This is a genomic window from Lacinutrix sp. WUR7, assembly GCF_016864015.1.
Lineage (GTDB): Bacteria > Bacteroidota > Bacteroidia > Flavobacteriales > Flavobacteriaceae > Oceanihabitans.
The window spans coordinates 2,230,393-2,250,332 of sequence record NZ_CP045067.1 but is presented as its reverse complement, the minus strand read 5'-3'; the positions used below and the strand labels follow the sequence as shown (position 1 = coordinate 2,250,332).

At 32.1% G+C, this 19,940-nt stretch carries 12 protein-coding genes; 2 read left to right on the top strand and 10 right to left on the bottom strand.

The genetic code is table 11. The features are described 5' to 3' along the window. Positions 1-33 precede the first annotated feature (33 nt). Together FG167_RS09785 and FG167_RS09780 are read right to left on the bottom strand one after the other, a co-directional pair. Positions 34-1,656 (bottom strand): T9SS type A sorting domain-containing protein, encoded by a 1,623-nt coding sequence (locus tag FG167_RS09785; RefSeq protein WP_203458117.1) that lies wholly within the window; start codon positions 1,654-1,656, stop codon positions 34-36. A gap of 11 nt (positions 1,657-1,667) precedes the next feature. Further along, the gene (locus FG167_RS09780) at positions 1,668-3,044 is read right to left on the bottom strand and encodes a sulfatase (RefSeq protein ID WP_239004367.1); all 1,377 of its coding nucleotides are present in this window, start codon (positions 3,042-3,044) and stop codon (positions 1,668-1,670) included. Positions 3,045-3,270: 226 nt separating this feature from the next. Between FG167_RS09780 and FG167_RS09775 the strand changes: the two genes are divergently transcribed. After that, complete coding sequence (locus tag FG167_RS09775) at positions 3,271-3,564, top strand: hypothetical protein (protein ID WP_055445673.1); 294 nt, start codon at positions 3,271-3,273, stop codon at positions 3,562-3,564. 119 nt (positions 3,565-3,683) lie between these two features. Continuing rightward, positions 3,684-6,416 (top strand): outer membrane beta-barrel protein, encoded by a 2,733-nt coding sequence (locus FG167_RS09770; RefSeq protein WP_055445672.1) that lies wholly within the window; start codon positions 3,684-3,686, stop codon positions 6,414-6,416. A gap of 1 nt (position 6,417) precedes the next feature. Here FG167_RS09770 and FG167_RS09765 read toward each other — a convergent pair whose 3' ends face one another. The 8 genes from FG167_RS09765 to FG167_RS09730 form a co-directional block, all read right to left on the bottom strand. Next, a complete protein-coding gene (locus FG167_RS09765; protein WP_203458116.1) occupies positions 6,418-7,947 on the bottom strand; it encodes a sulfatase in 1,530 nt (509 codons plus the stop codon). A gap of 31 nt (positions 7,948-7,978) precedes the next feature. Then, entirely contained in the window at positions 7,979-9,319 is a 1,341-nt protein-coding gene (locus FG167_RS09760; RefSeq protein WP_055445670.1) for a hypothetical protein, read from the bottom strand. Positions 9,320-9,415: 96 nt separating this feature from the next. Then, entirely contained in the window at positions 9,416-10,927 is a 1,512-nt protein-coding gene (locus FG167_RS09755) for a sulfatase (RefSeq protein ID WP_203458115.1), read from the bottom strand. 61 nt (positions 10,928-10,988) lie between these two features. Further along, on the bottom strand, positions 10,989-12,518 hold the full coding sequence (locus FG167_RS09750) for a sulfatase (RefSeq protein WP_055445668.1): 1,530 nt from the start codon (positions 12,516-12,518) through the stop codon (positions 10,989-10,991). 5 nt (positions 12,519-12,523) lie between these two features. Then, the gene (locus tag FG167_RS09745) at positions 12,524-13,420 is read right to left on the bottom strand and encodes a sialate O-acetylesterase (protein ID WP_055445667.1); all 897 of its coding nucleotides are present in this window, start codon (positions 13,418-13,420) and stop codon (positions 12,524-12,526) included. Positions 13,421-13,423: 3 nt separating this feature from the next. Further along, on the bottom strand, positions 13,424-15,238 hold the full coding sequence (locus FG167_RS09740) for an alpha-galactosidase (RefSeq protein WP_055445666.1): 1,815 nt from the start codon (positions 15,236-15,238) through the stop codon (positions 13,424-13,426). Between the two features lie 74 nt (positions 15,239-15,312). Next, complete coding sequence (locus FG167_RS09735) at positions 15,313-16,785, bottom strand: sulfatase (RefSeq protein ID WP_203458114.1); 1,473 nt, start codon at positions 16,783-16,785, stop codon at positions 15,313-15,315. Positions 16,786-16,968: 183 nt separating this feature from the next. Beyond that, complete coding sequence (locus tag FG167_RS09730; RefSeq protein ID WP_203458113.1) at positions 16,969-19,809, bottom strand: PQQ-binding-like beta-propeller repeat protein; 2,841 nt, start codon at positions 19,807-19,809, stop codon at positions 16,969-16,971. Positions 19,810-19,940 lie beyond the last annotated feature (131 nt).

Below are 19,940 nucleotides of genomic sequence, written 5' to 3'. Positions count from 1 at the left end.
TATGTTCAAAAATTAAATTTTATGGTTGAAGCATTAATTAATTACAACTTTCTTCACCATACCAGTTTTACCAAATTTTAAAATATAGACTCCATTACTTAAATGCGAAACGTCTATTTTATTTTGTGTTTGCAATTGGTAATTACCTACCTGTTTTCCATGAATACTATAAAACTGAACAGTTCCACCTTCCATATTATTTAGTAGTATAATGTTTAAAATATTAGTTGTTGGATTTGGATAAATAACGATACTTTCTAATGCAAGATTAGTAACTGATAGTGTTCCATTTTCTAATGGATTTCTAGGATTAGGTGTATTTTGATAGCCATTAGGTATAAAAAAGTTTACTCCATTTACAGACTCATTACAAACCTCATAATCATCAATACTACTCTTAAAAATAGCATTTAGAGGCAAATAATGTGCTGCAATATTATAACCAATAGCAGTGACCTCTGTATCTGGAAAATCTAAAGGGTAGTATCCTGATCTATCTTCTTCACTAAGTACTGCACCTGGAGAAGGCGCCGTTCTGCTTTCTCCATCTGTGTTTAAGGCTGATGCTACACCAATACTTCCAGATCTTTCCACTCTTAACTGACAAGGAATATAACGCAATCTAGAATCTCTCATTTGAGCATTTTGTCCAAAAGTTGCGGTTACATTTCTAATTTTAGAAGTCTCATCAAAAGAACCTGGTATTAAACCATCTGTCTCTTGTGTATTTGTAGCAAATCCAGCAGCCCAAACCACAGCCATTTCGCAGCTAGTTGCAGTAATATTTTCAGCATTAAAATATCCTTGACTTAAGGTGTGTGGAGACAATTGCAAAGCACTTTGTCCATTGGTACATGCGATATTTCTAGCCCAAATATTATCTAATTTTATATCATTAAAATTATAAAGCTCTGTGTATTGTAATAAGTTGAAGCCTGTTTCTAGTCTGAGTGTAGCACCACCAACCGTTGACAAATTTCTAAACAACAAATTTTTACCACCTTGTGTTTGTACTAATCCAAAGCCATAATGTCCATTGGTCATAGATATGTTTTCGATAATCCCACCATTAGGAATGCCTCTAATATTATTAATTCTTGTGCCTGATGCTGTAGATGTGGTCGTGTAATTACTACCAAAAGCTAATGAAGAAAACTCAGTATAATTATCTATTATATTAAAGTTAGAGACTTTAAAATTGCTACAATATTTGAAAGAAATAGCTCTTATCCTGATGGTAGCTGCTAATGCTGTAAAATCTATAGTAAAATTACCTCCAATACCAATAAGACTAAAATTATTTATTCCGGTATTTAAATCTGCATTAAACAAAGCATTATTTGCCGAAGCTGAAGGATTAAATGGTAAAAACGTAACACCAGAATTAACTTCAAGATGCACATTAGACCGTAAATTAACTTCCAAAATTCTATAAATCCCTGCGTTAACAATTACTTTTCCACCACCTGCAGTATTTACAGTATTAATAGCGTTTTGAAGTGTTTGCGAATCGTCTCCCGTTCCTCCAGATGCAGAAATAGTTTGTGTTTCAGCTCCTATAGTTGGATTAAAAAATGTGTTATCTAAAGGTAAGGTTTGCGAATAAACATTTGTAACCAACAATAGACCTATAGTGATTTTTAAAAATGATCTCATCTCGTTATTATTTAGTATTCCGGCACTGCTTCAGCTTCCCATGCAGCAATATTCGTTTTTAATTCTTCTTCAATTTTTAATCCTGTTCCAATTAAATTGTTTTGTTCGCTAATATCTTCAGCAACATTAAAAAGTTGAAACTTTCCGCTATGGTATTTTATTAATTTCCAATTCCCATTAATAACTGCTGCATATTGGTCTTCATAACTTCGGAAGAAGTATAGACTTCGGTCTTTAATAGTTTCACCTTTTAAAATAGGCATTAGACTCACGCCTTGAATGTCTTTATTATCATATTTTTCTCCTGAAGCTATTTCCATTAACGTTGGATATAAGTCTATAGATTGTACAGGAATATTTGTTTCTGTGTTTGCTTTTGTTATACCTGGATAGTTTATTAACAATGGTACTCTTGCGCCTCCTTCTCCTAAAGCGTTCCCTCCTTTTTTACCTCCACTTAATGGCGCATTTGTATAAGCACCTCCTTGATCTGACATTATTATAATTACTGTATTATCGGCTATTCCTTTAGCTTCTATTGCTTCTCTAACACGACCAACAGATTCATCCATCGCTTCTACCATAGCAGCATGATGTGCGTATTTACCTTTTAATCCTGCATCTTGATATTTTTTCAGTAAATCTTTTCTACCTACAGATGGTCCATGCACAGAATAATACCAAAACGACAACATAAATGGTTCGTCTTTATCATAATCTTTTATAAAGTTGACTGCACCATCCGTCAAAATATCTGTAAGGTAGTCACCTTCTTTAAGTCCAGATTTTAAAAATCCTTTTGGATCGTCTTTAGCTTTAAAAAACGGATAGTAATAACTTTTTGGATGCCCAGCATCCGTTGTGCCAAAATCTGCATCAAAACCTTGGTCTGTCGGATAGCGACCTTGATGGCCTAAGTGCCACTTACCAACAAACATGTTGTAGTAACCAAGCTCTTTTAAACGTTCGGCATACGTAATCTCTTCTAATGGTAAGTAATTTCGAGATGGACGTTGCACAGGATCTTTAGGCCATAAATTATATTCTGCACCTGGATTTCCTGGATCAATTGCAATATGTCTTGGCATACCTAACCTAATGGCTTCCTTTCCTGTTAAAATAGACAATCTGCTTGGACTACAAGTTGGTGTTGGTATATATGCACGATTAAAATCTAAACTCTCCTTTTTAAACTGATCTAGATTTGGTGTTTGAAATACATCATTACGATAACCAATATCCGACCAACCGTAATCGTCTATAAATAACAAAATGATATTTGGTTTATCAAGACTTACAACTAGTTTATCTTCCTGACTTTTACAAGAAAACAAAATCATAGTAAATAGCACAATACTACTTTTTATAAATACATTTTGGATGGTCATGTGGCTATAACAATTAATGTTTAATGTAAATATCGAATGAAACTACTAAAAAATTGTTGTTATTGGTTTAGAAAATGTCTTTAGCAGTAAATTTTATAAATCCACTGTTGATGGGCTTAAAAAATGGCTCTTATTTATCTAAGCGTACATTTTATTTACCTACAAAAACATATTCTGGTACAATCTTAGATATATTTATACTATAATTTTAATACACTTAAAAAAAATGAAATACTTAAAAATAACATTGGCAGTAGCAGCATTATTTACTTTTTCTCAAACTTATGCACAGGATATTGACACTAAAGTAGAAAAGCAATTTAATAAGGCTGACGCAAATAGTGATAAGTCTATTAGTTTAGAAGAATTAACTGCTTTTTATCAAGGAAAGGAAAATAAAAAAGGTGAAGCATTTGATGCAGCAAAAATTTTGAAAAGAAAAGATGCTAACGAAGATGGAGCTTTGTCTTTAGTTGAATTTGCTACAAAAGGAAAGAAAAAAGGAAAGAAGAAAAAATAGCCTCAAACAATTAGTCTGCTAAAAGTCAAAACCGTTTGTGTTTTGACTTTTTCAGTTTAGCTTAAACCATTTTACTTTGACTTAGTCCAAAGTAAATTACATGTATACTCAACCAACCAATGCAGCAAACCAAATCTAAAATATTATTGTCTCTTATTACTTTTATAATAAGCATAACATTTACATTTGCTCAAGATAATATTGCTATAAAAGGTAAAATTCTTGGTTATGGTCAAGAACCATTAGAATACGTATCAGTAGCTGTTTTACAACAAAGTGATTCTACTTATGTTAATTCTATAACAACAGATGTTAATGGCGATTTTAGCCTTTACGACCTTCCTAAGGATTCCTTATTACTTCAACTAAACTATATTAGTTATAAGCCTTATTTTAAAAGTTTCGTTTATAATAATGAGCTTATAGATTTTAATACTATTACACTAGAAGAAGATAATAATGATTTAGACGAAGTGGTTATTACTGTTTCTGCTCCTATTCAAATTAAAAACGACACTATAGCTTATAATGCTAATTCCTTTAAAGTCAATCCCGGTGATAATATTGAAGGATTATTAAAAAAACTACCCGGAATTGAGTTAGATGCAGACGGAAAAGTACTTGCGCAAGGAGAACCTATAGCTAGAATTTTTGTGGATGGAAAAGAGTTTTTTGGTGGTGATCCTTCCATTGTATTAAAAAATTTATCAGCAGATGCCATTTCTAAAGTAGAAGTTATTGACAAGAAAAGTGATGAAGCCGAACTCACTGGGGTAGATGATGGTAATAAGGAAGTGGTTATTAATTTCACTTTAAAAAAATCTAAAAAGAATCGTGGCTTCGGGAAGCTATCTGGAGGACTAGGGTTGGATAGTCGCTACTTTGGTAATTTAAATTACAATCAGTTTTCTTCAAAAACACAATTTTCTATAATTGGCAAATTCAATAATATTAACGTTACAGGTTCTAATATTCAAAGTTTTCTTGAAAATGCCGATGGTATTGATGACGACTCTGGAGAGGATGAAAATAATGCTAAACGAAGTAAAAGTTTAAATGGCTTCTTAACTACTGCAGTTACAGGTATACATATTGGTCATGAATTTAAAGATAAAGAATCTTTTAATGCTGATTATTTCTTCAATTTTTCAGACAATGATGGTGTTTCAAATTCTAAACGTATTTCTTTCTCCAATAATAATAATAATAATTTTGATTATAACTCACTTAATCAAAATGTAAAAACTATAAACAAACATAATCTTAATTTTAATTACATTAATAAAGCGTCTAAAACAAAAAGTCTAACTATAAAAGGTCGAATTACTTCAGACAAAACATTTACAGACACCAATAGAGACGAAACCTATATTAACGATTTAGGAGCATTAGCAACAACAAATAATCAAAAATTTAATAACGATTTTAAAAGAACATACGGTAATTTAAAAATTGACTATTACCAACGCTTAGCAAAAGTAGGACGAAGCTTTAAGGTTGGTTTAAATACAAGATTAACTGATTTAACAAAGAACAATAATCAGAATACATTTAACATTAGAAACATTGGCAATACTAATGAATCGACACGAAATATTTCTGCTTTAAGAAATGAAGCCTTTAATACCTCTATTATAGATTTCAATTTTAAATATACAGAACCGATAGCCAAAAATCATTACTTAAAATTAGACACGTATTTTACAAATAAAGTTGAGAAAGAAGACGTTAATCAAACAAGACATACTCAAACCACAACTAGTACAGAAGATACACTTGCTTTTAAATATGCTACTAAAGAGTTAAGTGCTCAAACAAGGCTTGGCTATAGTTATAACAATAAAAAATTCAATTTTTATTCTGCTTTAGGTATGCAAGATCTTAATCGCTCTTATGGTGTGGTTACGGAAAACTCAATACGAAAAAACAAATATTATTTTAATCCTATTGTATTTGCGCAATACAAGCCAAAAAGAGGGTATAAATACAGGATAAATTATAGTAAATCTGTTAAAGCACCTAATTCTTCGCAAAATTCTACGGTAATTAATGATTTAAATCCTAATTTTATTAGAGTTGGAAATCCAGATTTAAAACCCGAAAAACTGCATAATTTGGCACTACTTGCTGTGCTAAATAATTACAAATCTGGTGTTAGCTTTTGGTCCAAATTTCAATATCAATATGCTACAAACGCTATTATACAAAGCATATCTATAGATGATAACTTTATAAGAACAAGAGGTTACAAAAATGAAGGTAATAGAAGATTGCTAAATGCCAACATAAGATTTAGTAAAAAAATTAAAACTTTAGGGTTGCGCTACTCCCTTAAAAACAACACGAGTTATAGCACGACAAATTCTTTAATTAATCAAACTCTTAATGAAGTTACCTCGCAAGATTATAGATTTAGTACACTTATTGAAAATACCCGTAAAAACAAAATAGATATTAAAGTTGGTACCGAATATAGTATTAACAACACCTCTTTTTCTATAGAACAAGATTTGAATAGAGAATACTCCAAACAACAGTATTTTACTTCTATAGATTACAACTTCACAAATCAGTTGAATGTTAACTCACAGTTTGATTATATTCTGTTTTCTGATGATGCCTTTTCTTCAAATCAAAAATTATCACTTTGGAATGCAGCAATATCTTATTCCTTTTCAGAACAAAGAAATAGTATTGTAAAATTAGTACTTATAGATTTACTAAATAAAGATGTGGATATATACAGAAACAGTACAACAAACTACTTTGAAGAAACTACGTCTCAAAGTTTAGGTCGCTATATTGTTTTAAGCTATACTTACAAGTTGAATGGCTCTGTAAAAAAATCTTAACTTATTTTTTAAACTGATCATACTCTGGGTTAACCTTCGCGTTTTTAAAACGAGGTCTGTCTTTCCACAAATTATAAGTTGCTTCTAATTGCGCTGCATCTTCAGGATATTGCCCTTTATCATCCGTTTCTTTAATCCAGTTTTCTAATACATCTCTATGTTCTTTAAGAATTGTAGCAAATTCTAGATTAGTAGCAAGATTGTTTATTTGATGTGGATCTGCTTTTAAATCGTATAATTCTTCAATAGGTCTTACTCCAAACCAATGTTCTGCTTGATATGGTGTTAGTTTTCCTTCTTTGAAAGCCTTTTTTAAATCTTTTACAATTGCTTTTTTATCTCTGTAACCAGCTTGCATCATTGGTCTGTTAGGATAAAAGTTTTTAATATATCGATAATCTTCAGAAACTACAGTTCTAATTCTATCAATAGTATAATCGCAACGATCTCTTGCTCCAATTACATATTCTTGGTTGCTAAACGTTTCTGAAAATAAATCTTGACCATCTAAATACTCAGGCATTTTGGCTTTCCCCATAGCTAAAGTAGTTGCCGAAATATCTAAAAGCGACACTAAATCGTTTCTAATTGTTCCAGATTTTAAAGCTGGAAGATTTCCTTTAATCATTAATGGTACTAACATACCACCTTCGTAACAAAATTGCTTGTGACGCAATGACACTGGACTTCCGTGATCTGAGAAAAAGAAAATAATAGTGTTTTCTAATTCGCCATCTGCTTCTAATTGTTTTAAAATGGTTTCTACATTAACATCTGCACCACGATTGGCATTATAATGATCTGTCCATGCACTTTGCTGTGATGGAATGTTTGGAAAATATGGAGGAACAGGAACGGCATTATCAGCTAAAACTTCTCCTTCTCTAACGTATTTAGCATGCGCTTTTCCTCCATCTATTTGAATTTGTCCAAACCAAGGTTGGTTTTTATCTGGTCTTGAACTCCAAGCATCTTGGGTTGCAGACATTTTATGCTTAGGAAAGTTTCCTTGCCATCCATTCATTCCTGGTTTATAATCGTCTTTTGTACTTACAGTGTATAAATCTCTTCTATTGTAATGAAAATTATAATCGTCTTTTCCATTATTAAAGGTGAAATATCCTGCTTCTCGCATCAATTCAGGTATTGTTTTCATGCCATCAGGCAGATTTATACGTAACGCTTCTGGCACAACCACATCTGGCACTCTACTAGACCTGTGGTTATGTGTTCCAGTTGTTGTTTGCATAACCCCAGTAATTAATGCCGAACGTGCTGCAGAACATACAGGAGCTGTTGTGTACGCACGATTAAACAGTACACCTTCTGAAGCTAGTTTATCTATAGCAGGTGTTGCATTTTTATTAATTGAATCACCATAACATCCCATAAAAGGCGATAAATCTTCCGCAAAAATCCAAAGAATATTTGGTTGCTTTTGTTCCTTTACTTTCTCTTTTTGTGTATTACACGAAAAAAGCATTGAATTAATAACTAAAAAAAGAATTAATTTATATGATGTAATTTTCATTATTTACGTTTTTTATTTTTATCCAGTTGTACTAGCAATTTATTTTCATACTGTTAATTATGTAATCTGCTCCATTTTCAAAATCATCGTTAGTTATATTAATATTTTCAATATTAACCTCATAACACCCATCTTCACATCCACTTGCTTGGCTTGAATTGTCTCTAAAAACACCAATGGATTTACCTGATTTACTTTCTTCATCTACATTCCATGGACTATCAATTATAATCTGTCTATCCACACAGTTAAAAAACGGATAATCTTTAGATTTTATTTGTGCTCCATTTCCACCTGTACACGTAATATTCCCAACGTAAGACAAATTGTTAAAAGTCCCAATATTATCTAATGTTCCTGAATTATCTAAAAAACCAGCAGCCAAACGTACTGCATAAGTTGAATTGATTGCCACAATATTTTCTACATCCACACGACCTTGATCTACTCTATGAGGAGAAAATGTTAACACACCATCACCAAATCGACCTATTATATTACGACCAACAACATCGTCAACAGTTAATTGATTGTCCATATTAATGGTTGATACACCAGTTTCTACTCTTAATGTACTTCCACCTTCACCATCAAGATTTTTAAACAAAATTGTTATTCCTGCTTGAATTTGAACAATCCCATATCCAACATGACTATCTGTAGCTATAATATCTTTTATAATGCCATTGTTAGAAATTTCATCTTTGCTATTACTATCTGATAGATTTAACACAATACTCGAAAAAACAGAGTTAGTGTCTTCAATTTTTAAACCAGACATTTGAAAATTATGAGCATAACTAAACTCAGCTACTCGCACACCTCTATAATCTCCTGTTGGAATAACCACTGTAAACCATGTGCTTGAATCTACGCTATTTTGTTGGCTATTTGTAATCGCTGAATTTTGAACCAAAAACTCGTTTCCAATGTCGAAAATATTTAAGTTTTTATTTAAGGTATTTCCGCTTAAATCTGGTTGAATAATAACATCTGCATCAAATTTAAGTTGCACATTCGATCTTAATTTTACATCAAGTAAGTAATATGTTCCTCCTGTAATTTTAATTATTCCACCACCTGCATTTGAAAGATTTAAAATTTCTTGATTTAGCAAATTACTATCTGCTGCGCTATGGATACCACTTAGTTGTAGTGTGGTTTCGCTATTAGGAATGTTATCTGTATAGAAACGATCTTCGTTATCTGTTAATCTGGGAAAATTGTTTTGTTCTACCTCTTCTTCCTCTTCTTGTACAATTTCTTGTTGTGGAGCAACTTCGTCTTTAGAACAAGATGATATACTTAAACACAAAGAAAAAAATAATATTTTAAAACCAAAAACGTGATAATTCAATTTCTTTTTAATCATAATAAAACTAATTTTTAACTAAGATAATATGACAATAGATAAATAATGTGCTTCTCGATTTATTCAATGTCTCCTAGAATAAATACATTTTGTTTTTTATTCAGTAACGTACCCTTGTTTCGCCTTTAATCCAGGCTCATCATACTTGTTTAATTGTTTAAACAATTCTGTTTGCATCATTTTTGCTATTTCTGAATACGCTTTATCGTAGTAAAAGTTTATTAGCTCATCTGGATCTTTTTCTAAATCGAATAAATACGGTTTCTCATTTTTATCAATAACCAATTTATAACGATCACTAACAGCTGTTACCCACCAACCACCTGACTTGGCGTAATATGTAATTCTATCGCTATTTACTACTTTTTCTGAATTTGTAAAATCTTTAGAAGTATCTAAACCATGAAATTCCACATCTGTTTTTACATCCATCAGGCTTAATATTGTTGGTGTAAAATCTACATTTGTATATGCGGTGTTAATCACTTTTTCAGATGGTATTTTTTTAGGATAACGAATCAAAAATGGAATTCTAGAAGACGCTTCATATGGCACACCTTTATTTCTTCGGTTGTGTTCAAAAAACATATCTCCATGATCGGAAGTGAAAATAATTATGGTGTTCTCTACTAAATTATTATCATCCAAAAATTTAAGAATACGTCCAACACTATCATCGATATGACTCACCATTCCAAAATATTGCTTTAAGGCATTTTTTTCTTTATTATTTTCAAAAGATTTACTGCCAATAGTTTCGTTCTTGGTTTTATCTGTTGCCCAAGATGGTTTAATGGCTGTGTATTCTGGCGACATTGTTTTTGGTGCTTCAATCTTTAAATCCTTGTACATAACATCGTAAGGCGGACGCGCAACATCTGGTGTGTGCGGATCTGGAATAGATAACATGATAGCAAATGGTTTGTCTTTATCGCGCTCAAGAATTTCGAGTGTTTTATCTGTAAAGAAGTCCGTTACATGAATGATTTCTTCCTCAGGTAATTTAGCCGCGACTTTTTCATTAATTCCTGTTATAACGGAACCGTCTTTAGAAAGTTTGAAATATGGTGCATGACCACCACGCATCATAAAACGATTGTCTTCAAATCCTGCTTTATACTTTATTCCGAAACTATATTTATCATGACCTGCCAAATGCCATTTACCAACATAAGAAGTGGCATAACCTTGGTCTCTTAAAATGGTTGCAAAGGTTGGAACATCCTCACTTAAATGTAATCCGTTTTTTGGAGCACCAGTTGCTTGTGGATATAAACCTGTTACCAAAGATGCTCTTGAAGGTGTACATACTGGTGAAGCAGCATAATAGCTTGTGCTTATAGCACCTTGACTTGCCAATTTATCAATATTTGGTGTCGTGGTATTATTCCCTTTTCCCCAAACAAAAGCTTGCTCTTCTGATAATAATTTTTGATACGCACTTATGGTTCTAAAATTATGCTCGTCTGTATGGATAATGATAAGGTTAGGTTTCTTTTTAATATTTTTCTCTGTTGTTATGGTTGTTTTATTTCCTTTTTGTGCATTACAAGACAATACCATGAAACAACAAACGAAAACTGATAATTTTAAAAACTTTGAATTCATATTATTCTAATTTTACACAAGATTATGTTCTTTTGACTTATAATTCTAAAATTGGTTTAATTTAAAACTCTAAAACAGAATTTGGTGGTAAAGGCACGTTATTTGCTTTTCGCCATGCTACTAATTCCGACAGCAATACTTTAGATTTTCCTAACTCCATTTCTGAAAGGTTTTTACTTTCTGAAGCATCATTTTTCAAATTGTATAATTCTAATTTTCCATCAGTTAAAAATTGAATTAATTTATAATCTCCTTTTCGTATTACAGAACAGGTTCCGTGTTTATAACGACTTGCCAAATGCCAAAATAATGGTCTTTCGTTAAGTGATTTATCATCACTTTTAAATAATGGTATTATTGAAGCTCCATCTAATTCAGAACTATCGTAATCTTCCGTTTTAGATAAATCCATTAACGTTGGAAAAATATCTAAAGCAGTTACCGCAACATCACTTCGTCTTGGTGTTACTTTTTCAGGCCAGTTCACTAACATAGGTACTTTTATTCCACCTTCGTAAATATCGCCTTTTGCACCTCTTAATTGCTTGTTTGCACTTGCCATCCTGTGGTAACCATTATCTGATGTGAAAATGATAATAGTATTTTCTCTTAGACCACTTTCATCTAAAAAATCTAATACACGTTTTATATTATCATCAACAGACTCCACCATTGTAGCATATTTTATGGCTAAATCTCTTAGTTTAGCATTTCTACCAATACCTTGACCTAAAACAGAATCGACAGGTTTGTTTTTATATTTCTCGTACAAAGCGTCACTTCTAGACCTAATGGCTCTGTGGACTGCGTAATAATTTAAGTTGATTAAAAACGGTTCGGTTTTATGCGATTTCATAAAGTCAATAGCCTCGTCTGTTAATCGGTCTGTTAACCAATCATCATTTGCCTTTTCTCTTATAAATGGATTACTAAAAGGTGCCCAATAACCACCAGCAACACTTTTGTAACCACCTTCCTCAAAACCTGGATCACCTCTAAAAGTACCTCCAACATTTTTTATAAAACCACGTCCTTCTGGATAATATTGAGCAATTTCCGGTTTTTTATGTGTTTCTACCCAAGAATAATCTCCTGGTTCTGGTTGTGTTAGTTTTTGTTGAAACGGAAACGGCATGGCTAATTCTTTTTCAGGATATGGGCCAACGATATGATATTTTCCAATATGAATAGATTTATAACCAGCTTCTGCTAAAGGTTCTGCATAGATTGGATGTTCTTTTCCGACTGTCCATCGTGAAAAAATATTTTCTTCGGCTGTTCCTTTTTCTAAAACCGGAACGGTATAAACGCCTGTTCTAAACGATTGTTTTCCTGTAAAAATTGCAGTTCGAGATGGAGAACAAGTTGGATACATGTAGGCATTATCTAAAACTAAACTTTCTTTAGCAAGGGCATCCAAATTTGGTGTTTGAAAATATTTAGAACCGTTAAATCCGACATCTGCATAACCCAAATCGTCTACTAAAACGAAAACAATATTTGGTTTTTTAAAAGTTTCAACATTAGAAGATTTTTCCGTTTTACACGAGAAAAAAGCAATAATTATTACAAGTAGTAAACCCTTTTTCATTTTATCTATTTGTTTAAAATAATTAATTTCTCTCCAAATGCGATTCCCAAGCGTCTTTGTCCTTCTGCATTGTAATGCACATTATCTGTATGTTTTGGATAATCGCTCCAATTAGCATCTGTCGTTGTTTTAATAATGTCTGCGTTTGCATCTAAATTAACAACATCCTCCATTGCTTTTCTTACCATTGCAGGCCCTAGTTTTTTAAACTTACCATATCTAGAGTTAATTTGTCCGATAACAAATGGCATATTTTCGACACCAAATTCATCTCTATAACTTTGGGCTAATAGTTTTAGATTTGCTTCATAGGTTGTTGCGCTAATCTCTTTAGCCGCATCGTTTTCACCTTGCATCCAAGCCAAACCAATAATTTTATAGGTTTTATTTTGAGTTTCTAATGCTTTTAGATTGGCCCTAACATCTTGAATATGCATATTATAAAGCTTAATATTTTGTTTCTTTGGTTTTTCAACAGCTTTTGCTTTTTCGGCTGTCCAATTAGGATTCCAAGCGCCATATAAAGCCGTTCCGCCTTGTGAACATTTTATTAATAAGAATTCTTGGTCAGGATTATTTTCAGCTAAGGTTAAACCTATAAAAATTTCTGGCCCAAAGCGTTTTGTAAACTCATATTTTTCTGATGGTTTATTATCATAATAAGATAATGGTTTTGCCTTACCACCATTAAAACTTAGTGAAACTCGACTTGAAATCTTTTCAATTCTTTTAATTTCTGAAGGATCTAATTGATCAAAATCTCCTGCACCTTGCATGTTTGATTGTCCTGCTAATAAAACGACTTGCACCTCTTTTTTATCCTCAGTTTTAGTTTCAACATTCTTTGTTTTACATCCTGTAAAAATGAATACCATTACAAAAATGAAAATATATTTTTTCATCGTTTATTTTTTTAATCCTTTATTGCTATTAAACTTTAATGTCTTTTGTGAAACCGCATCTGCTTTCAATACATTTTTGGAATTACCTTCGTATGTATTATTACTAATTTCGACATTATTACAATTAATTAAATCGAACATAAACGCATCAGGATATTGTTGTTTTTCAGTAAAGGTTTGTTTAATAGTATTGTTTCTCACTATTAATCCATCTACTCTATCTGCCCAAATAATTCGGTTATCGAAAGTTTCAATGGTGTTGTTTTCAAAGATTATATTTCTATCGTAAAGCACAGAATCATCAAAGGTTTTGCCTAGTCTTGGTGACACTTTTAAAATGGCATGTTCTGCGCCACCATAAGCGCAATGGATAAATCTATTATTTCTAATTAGCACATCTTCGACATTACCAGACTCGTACCAAAAAAAAGTTTCTCCTCGTAACATAATTGAAGACATCATTGATGACAAATCATTGTCTTCAATAATTATTTTCTTTGGTGTTTTAATAATAATATTTCTTGCCCTATGATCCCTAATGGTATTTCCGCGCATTGTAAAGTTTGGATTCCATGTTTTATTTTCTAAAATATCTCCTACTTTCAAATCTGTTGGGATTTTGGAAGTAAAGGTTAAATCTGTATAATCATCATTAATAACTTTAACTTTTGTTACAGAATTGGTTTCTCTTCGTTGCGGATTTGGTTGTTTAATAAACCAAACCTCATCATTAACTCCTGCAAACTGAAATCCCTTTTGCTGTTTGTGCTTTAATGCAACTCTCACCGTTTTACTATCGATAATTTTATCTACTGCTACATAGGTTCCATGGACGTTTGTACCATCGTCGTACATACCTTCTATTCGGCAATTTTCTATTAAAATATCACCTTTACAATTGGCAAAATGTGTAGCATCTGCAGTTGCAGATATCATTCGGTCTGAACCTTCTCTTATATAAATTCCAGAGTTTATGATTTTAATGTTTTCCGATCTTTCAAACAAAAAACCCATTCCTAAAGCGTGATGAATTATTACTTTATCAAATACAATGTCTTTTGAATTTCTGGTTAAAAATGCAGGTGCGTATCTATTATTATCATGATCACCTTTAGATTGTAAAATAGAACCTACGCGAGGATAATGTTTTATTCCTTTAACGTAAAAACGCAATAATCCGTTTGGTTGTTTTTCAACAGAATCTGGATGTAGAGACATGTCCCAAGCACCATAATCGACTGCTTTGGTTTCTTTATTGTGTGATAATGTGCTTCCTAATTCTGAATAGCTAAAACCATTAATATTTGGAAATGTAATTTTACCTTTTTTTAGTTCCCAAGAAAATCCTTCGGTATATGGTTTTAAATCGAACCATTCTTCGGCTTTATTAATTTCAATAATATCACCTTGAAAACTGAAAGGAATATCCCAATCTATAACAATATTGCTAACTCTAATTTTATTACACTCCTCAAAATCGAAAGGCATGGCTTGTCCATTAAAAATAAATTCTGACCCATTTCCTTCAATTTCAACAGAGTTAAATCCATCAAAATTGAAAATTATTTTTTTGAACCCATTACTATGATTTGTAACATACATGTACTTACCAATAGCGTAATCTGTTTTGAAGGTGTAAGTGCCTTTTTCGAAAACAAGTTTGATATCTTTTTCTTTGGCGTTTTTAATAGCTTCTCGAATTGTCATTGTCATGTCTCCTTCAGAATGAACTATGTCAATAATTTCCGTAGCGTTTGAATTACATGACATTAATAGACTGAAAATGATAAGTAGACTGATATGTTTAATTTTTTTCATATTATATTTTAACGATAAACTATTTTTTTCTAAAATACCTTACAGGTTTTGGAAACCTGTCAGGAAAAATAAACTTATAAATTCACTCCACTTCCTTGTAAGGATGCATCATGACTCCACATAATCATCCAAGGATCTTTAGTTTTGGTTTGAAAGGCTTTCATTTTGGTTTGCATAGTTTCTAACACCTCTTTAAAAGCTTCATTTGTTGCTAGATTATTAGATTCGTTTGGATCTTTACTTAAATCGTATAACTCAAACTCTGGTCTGAATAAATAATCTTTTACTTTTTTAGGTCCAAAATACTCGATGTCATTTCTGTAAATAGCTTGCCATGTAGACGACGCCCACAAATCTGATGCAAATGGGTATTCTAGTTGGTAAGCTATGTTCCAAATAAGTTTATAATTATCACTTCTTACCACACGCATTGGGTAATACATGGTAATTTCGTGGAATGTGTGTGAGGCATATATTTCGTCCCAACCTTCAACTTTTTCTTTTCCTATAACATCGTTAAAAGAATTTCCGTGAAATTTATTTGGCTCAAAATCGACCTTAGCCATATCTAGAATGGTTGGTGTTAAATCTACCCAAGAAATCATAGCGTCACTAGTAATTCCCTTAGCATCTTTAGTTGGGTCTTTTATAATACATGGTAATTTAATTCCTGGTTCGTGCACTGTAGTTTTTGCTCCAGGAAATGCCATTCCGTTATCAGAAATATAAAATACGATTGTATTTTCTGCTTTACCAGTGTCTTTTAACATTTGCATTAATTTTCCAAAACCTTGATCTATACGCGATACACTTTGGTAGTATTCTGCAATTTCTTCTCGTGTTTGTTTGGTGTCTGGTAAAAATGCTGGTACTAAAACATCTTCAGGTTTATAAGTAATAGTTTCAACATCTTTATAGCCTTCTTTTTTGTTTCCAAAACTGTTTGGCGCATCCCAAGGATCGGGAGTAAATGGCTGACCTCTATGTGGATCGTCTGTACAGAAATATAGGAAGAATGGTTTGTCTGAGTTTAGCACATCTGCACATTGTTCTGCCATTTCAACGGTGTTTCTTGGATCTGCCTCTAATACTTGATTAAAATGATATACTTTTTCTGGTGCAACATGATATTTTCCAATTCGAGCTGTTTCATAACCAGCTTTACTAAGTAATACGGGAAGTGATTTAATACTATCATAAGTACTAAAATGATGATAATCGTGTACATGCCCATAAGAACCTGTAGCATGACCAAACTGACCAGAGAGAATAACAGAACGACTAGCAGCACAACTTGCGCTGGTGCAATACGCGTTTGTAAATTTGGTGCCTTCTGCAGCTAACTTATCTAAGTTTGGTGTTTTGATTATAGGATTTCCATAAGCTCCTAATGCATCCGTCCCGTGGTCGTCTGATACAAAAAGGATAATGTTTGGTTGATCTCTATTGTTCGTGTTATTTACAGCTACTTCCTTTTGCTTGGTATCACAGCTATTGAAACTGATAATTATTGCAAGTAGAATTATTTTGAAACTATATGTTTTCATTTGGTTGTTTTAAGAGATTTCTAATGAAATAAAAAGCCGGAATAGCGTAATGTTATTTCGGCTTTAATGCTGAATCTATTTAGACTAATTCATTAGTATTTAAAATGTTCAATAAATTAAGTAAAACATTAGGTGACATTTGTATTTACTAATACATAAAATGTATCTATCCATACGAATCCATTATAATTCCTTTTCAAGCTCAATATCAATAAAACGAAAACCACCTAAAGGGATCTCAATTTTGATTTCAGAATCTGTATTTACTTTAAATTCTTCATTATTCAAAATATCTTTAATCTTTACTACTTTAATGTTATTAATTTTAACTGTAGCTGTCTCTGCATTAGGATTAATGTATCCATTCTCTACAATAGTTAATCGTAAATGTTTAGGTCCTGTTTGTGCTACAACCCAACCTACGTTTCCAGAAACTGATAATGGTAGTTTAGATGCGCTATTTATAATATCCTCTTCAATAACCTTATAATACTCACTTGGTTTGTAAGTGGTTTTACCATCTGGTGACATATAGTTTTTACCATCTGTATGGTATTCTTTCATAATATTTTTATACCAAGGATGTATATTTTCTACTAAAGGTTTTCTAACTGCTTCTTTGTCTGCAAAAACGCCGTTTTGAGGTGGTGTTATTAATACCATACCATTATTATACTTCGGAATAAAATTTAAGCGTCTCTCCTTTGCTCCTGCAGCATACCTTGAAAAATCCCATTCGGTTAAAGGTGCACCTGGCCAAGTCCCATTTAATCTACTAAATGCAAAGTCATCTAAATTATCTCCTTCCTTTTTAAAAAACGTTAACCATTTTACATTGCTTGAGCTTGTTACGTACTCTTCATTAGGATTATTAATACTTAAATGTACAGGCGAAAAACTTAAAATATCAGAACGTTCTGGAACGTATAATGCACCTTCGGCTATTAAATCCCAAAGTAAACTCATATACTCTTGATCTACTGGAAAGTTATCGATATACTGTGCACCACTGGCAATAGAATATACCATGGTTCTTAAAAAATGGTTTGGCAACGTTTGGTTAGAATGCTGACGTAAACGATCAAAACTAGTATTATCTCTAGCTCCACGTACACCCCAACTATCTACAGATCCACTAGCCCAAAGTCCTAGTCTTGAAGTAAAACTTAGCTCCATAGACTTATCTGTTGTTTCCTCCATTGCAGGCACAAATACGTTTGCATATTTACCAGAAACTAAAGGCTTCCACATTGGCATGTAAACATCTGCTTGCCAAAACAAATGCTTGTTACGCATGTACAAATTACCATTTCTGGTCTTAGCATGATTTGCTAAAGGCCAATACATTTCATTCATAACATATTTAAATTCCTCTGAAGCATCAACAACTTCTGGGTAAATTAATACTGTTTTATTTCCATTGGCAAAATCCATACCTTTTTTAGTAGTTTCTACTTGATACATAAATGGATCGTTACCGTGTCCTCCCCAATATGAAATACCTTTACCATTAGATTTTTGATGCTTTTTCTTAATAATCTCTAACACTTCATCTTGAGATAAAATATATTTCATTCTGCGGTCACGCTTATTTCTATATTTCTCACTTGTCATTGAAGAACGATCCCATTTTTCTTTATCAAAGTTTCCTCCCGTTAAGAAAATTGGATTATTATATTTAGCCTCAATTTTATCAATTTTTGCTCCAACACCTTGCTTTTTTCTATTTTCTGACATGAAATATACTGGAGCAGATTCTTTTTGATATGAAGGTTTTTTAAAGCTTTTTAAATTTTGTTTGATATCTGCAGAATTAGATAGAATCTCCTGTATTTTACCTGGTGGATTCAATTTTTTATAATCGCTTTTCCAATCGTTATTATCAAAATCAATAATATGAACAGCACTACCTCCACTTTGTGCACTAGCCAATATTACTTTGTTAGCATTAGGATCTTTAAACATATCATTAAAAGAAAATCGTGTTGGTATTACTTCCGCATTACCTTGCGGTTCTCCAATATTAGAGAGAACTATATTACTTCCAAATAAAGCCATATAAGCTGGTTTACCGTTGTTATCTATAACTTCTGGTTGTATAACACGATACATGCCTCTTTTCAAAGATTCTTTATCTTTAGCTTTACTTAAATCTTGAACGCTTTGATTATTAGGGGCTTTTATATCCATAATACGGAACGTCATTCCTTTAGCTTTAGCTCCAGTACGTCCTAATAAAATTTCACTACTACCATCTGCATTAGCATCAACAACTCTTAAGTCTCCATAAGGTCCACGTTTTTTTACACTAACAGTTTCAAAAGGCAACTTGTCTAAAGGGTTAAATAAATAGATTGATCCATCGCCATTCATACTATTTTGAACACCATTAACAATTAAAATGTCTTTTCCATTAAGCTTTCCTGGTCTTAAAAAATTGGCAACATGTAAACCAGATGGAGGTAATTCTTTATGTGAATTACCAAATGGTTTTTCTATAGAATATGTTTTTGAAGCTATTTCGTTTACCAATTCTCCTTTTGGAGATACGTAGTAAAAACTATTATCGAAACCACCACAAACCACATACGCTTTGTTGTCTTTATTAACAACACATACTGAATACATTGGTGCGTCATTCTGTTTAAATTGCCAAAGTAAATCACCTTTGTTATCTAAGCAGTACACAGAACCATCTGCATTGGCTGCTAAAATTTCATCGTTACCATCATTATTAATATCTGCTGCCCAAATATCATGGTTCATATAACCAGATAGTTTGTTTTTCCATAAAATATTTCCACTATAACTTACTGCTACAATAGTTCCTTCATAACTAGTTGCTGCTATATAGGTTTGATTTTTGTTTACTGCAGTTCTTACTTTGGTAATTGTTAAACCAGTTTCAATGCTAAGTAAACCTTGTTCTGGATTTTTTGCTATTTGCTTGCTATCTTGTGCAGAAGAACAATTAATTAGCGTAAGTGAAATTACAATGAAACAGAAATGTTTTAATGTTTTCATGTTGCAGGATTTTATCATTCGTGTTGTTATTATTTATGAATTGAACATATGGTTTATTACTGTAAATATCTTATTACAAATTGCGATTAATGTATGCTGAAATAAATATAATGTCTTTGTGAATAATTCTA

Excerpts from the sequence above, each read along its gene's own strand:
- FG167_RS09785 (WP_203458117.1), bottom strand. The coding sequence starts at position 1,656 with ATGAGATCATTTTTAAAAATCACTATAGGTCTATTGTTGGTTACAAAT.
- FG167_RS09755 (WP_203458115.1), bottom strand. The coding sequence starts at position 10,927 with ATGAATTCAAAGTTTTTAAAATTATCAGTTTTCGTTTGTTGTTTCATG.
- FG167_RS09750 (WP_055445668.1), bottom strand. The coding sequence starts at position 12,518 with ATGAAAAAGGGTTTACTACTTGTAATAATTATTGCTTTTTTCTCGTGT.
- FG167_RS09770 (WP_055445672.1), top strand. The coding sequence starts at position 3,684 with ATGCAGCAAACCAAATCTAAAATATTATTGTCTCTTATTACTTTTATA.
- FG167_RS09775 (WP_055445673.1), top strand. The coding sequence starts at position 3,271 with ATGAAATACTTAAAAATAACATTGGCAGTAGCAGCATTATTTACTTTT.
- FG167_RS09735 (WP_203458114.1), bottom strand. The coding sequence starts at position 16,785 with ATGAAAACATATAGTTTCAAAATAATTCTACTTGCAATAATTATCAGT.
- FG167_RS09760 (WP_055445670.1), bottom strand. The coding sequence starts at position 9,319 with ATGATTAAAAAGAAATTGAATTATCACGTTTTTGGTTTTAAAATATTA.
- FG167_RS09730 (WP_203458113.1), bottom strand. The coding sequence starts at position 19,809 with ATGAAAACATTAAAACATTTCTGTTTCATTGTAATTTCACTTACGCTA.
- FG167_RS09745 (WP_055445667.1), bottom strand. The coding sequence starts at position 13,420 with ATGAAAAAATATATTTTCATTTTTGTAATGGTATTCATTTTTACAGGA.
- FG167_RS09780 (WP_239004367.1), bottom strand. The coding sequence starts at position 3,044 with ATGACCATCCAAAATGTATTTATAAAAAGTAGTATTGTGCTATTTACT.
- FG167_RS09740 (WP_055445666.1), bottom strand. The coding sequence starts at position 15,238 with ATGAAAAAAATTAAACATATCAGTCTACTTATCATTTTCAGTCTATTA.
- FG167_RS09765 (WP_203458116.1), bottom strand. The coding sequence starts at position 7,947 with ATGAAAATTACATCATATAAATTAATTCTTTTTTTAGTTATTAATTCA.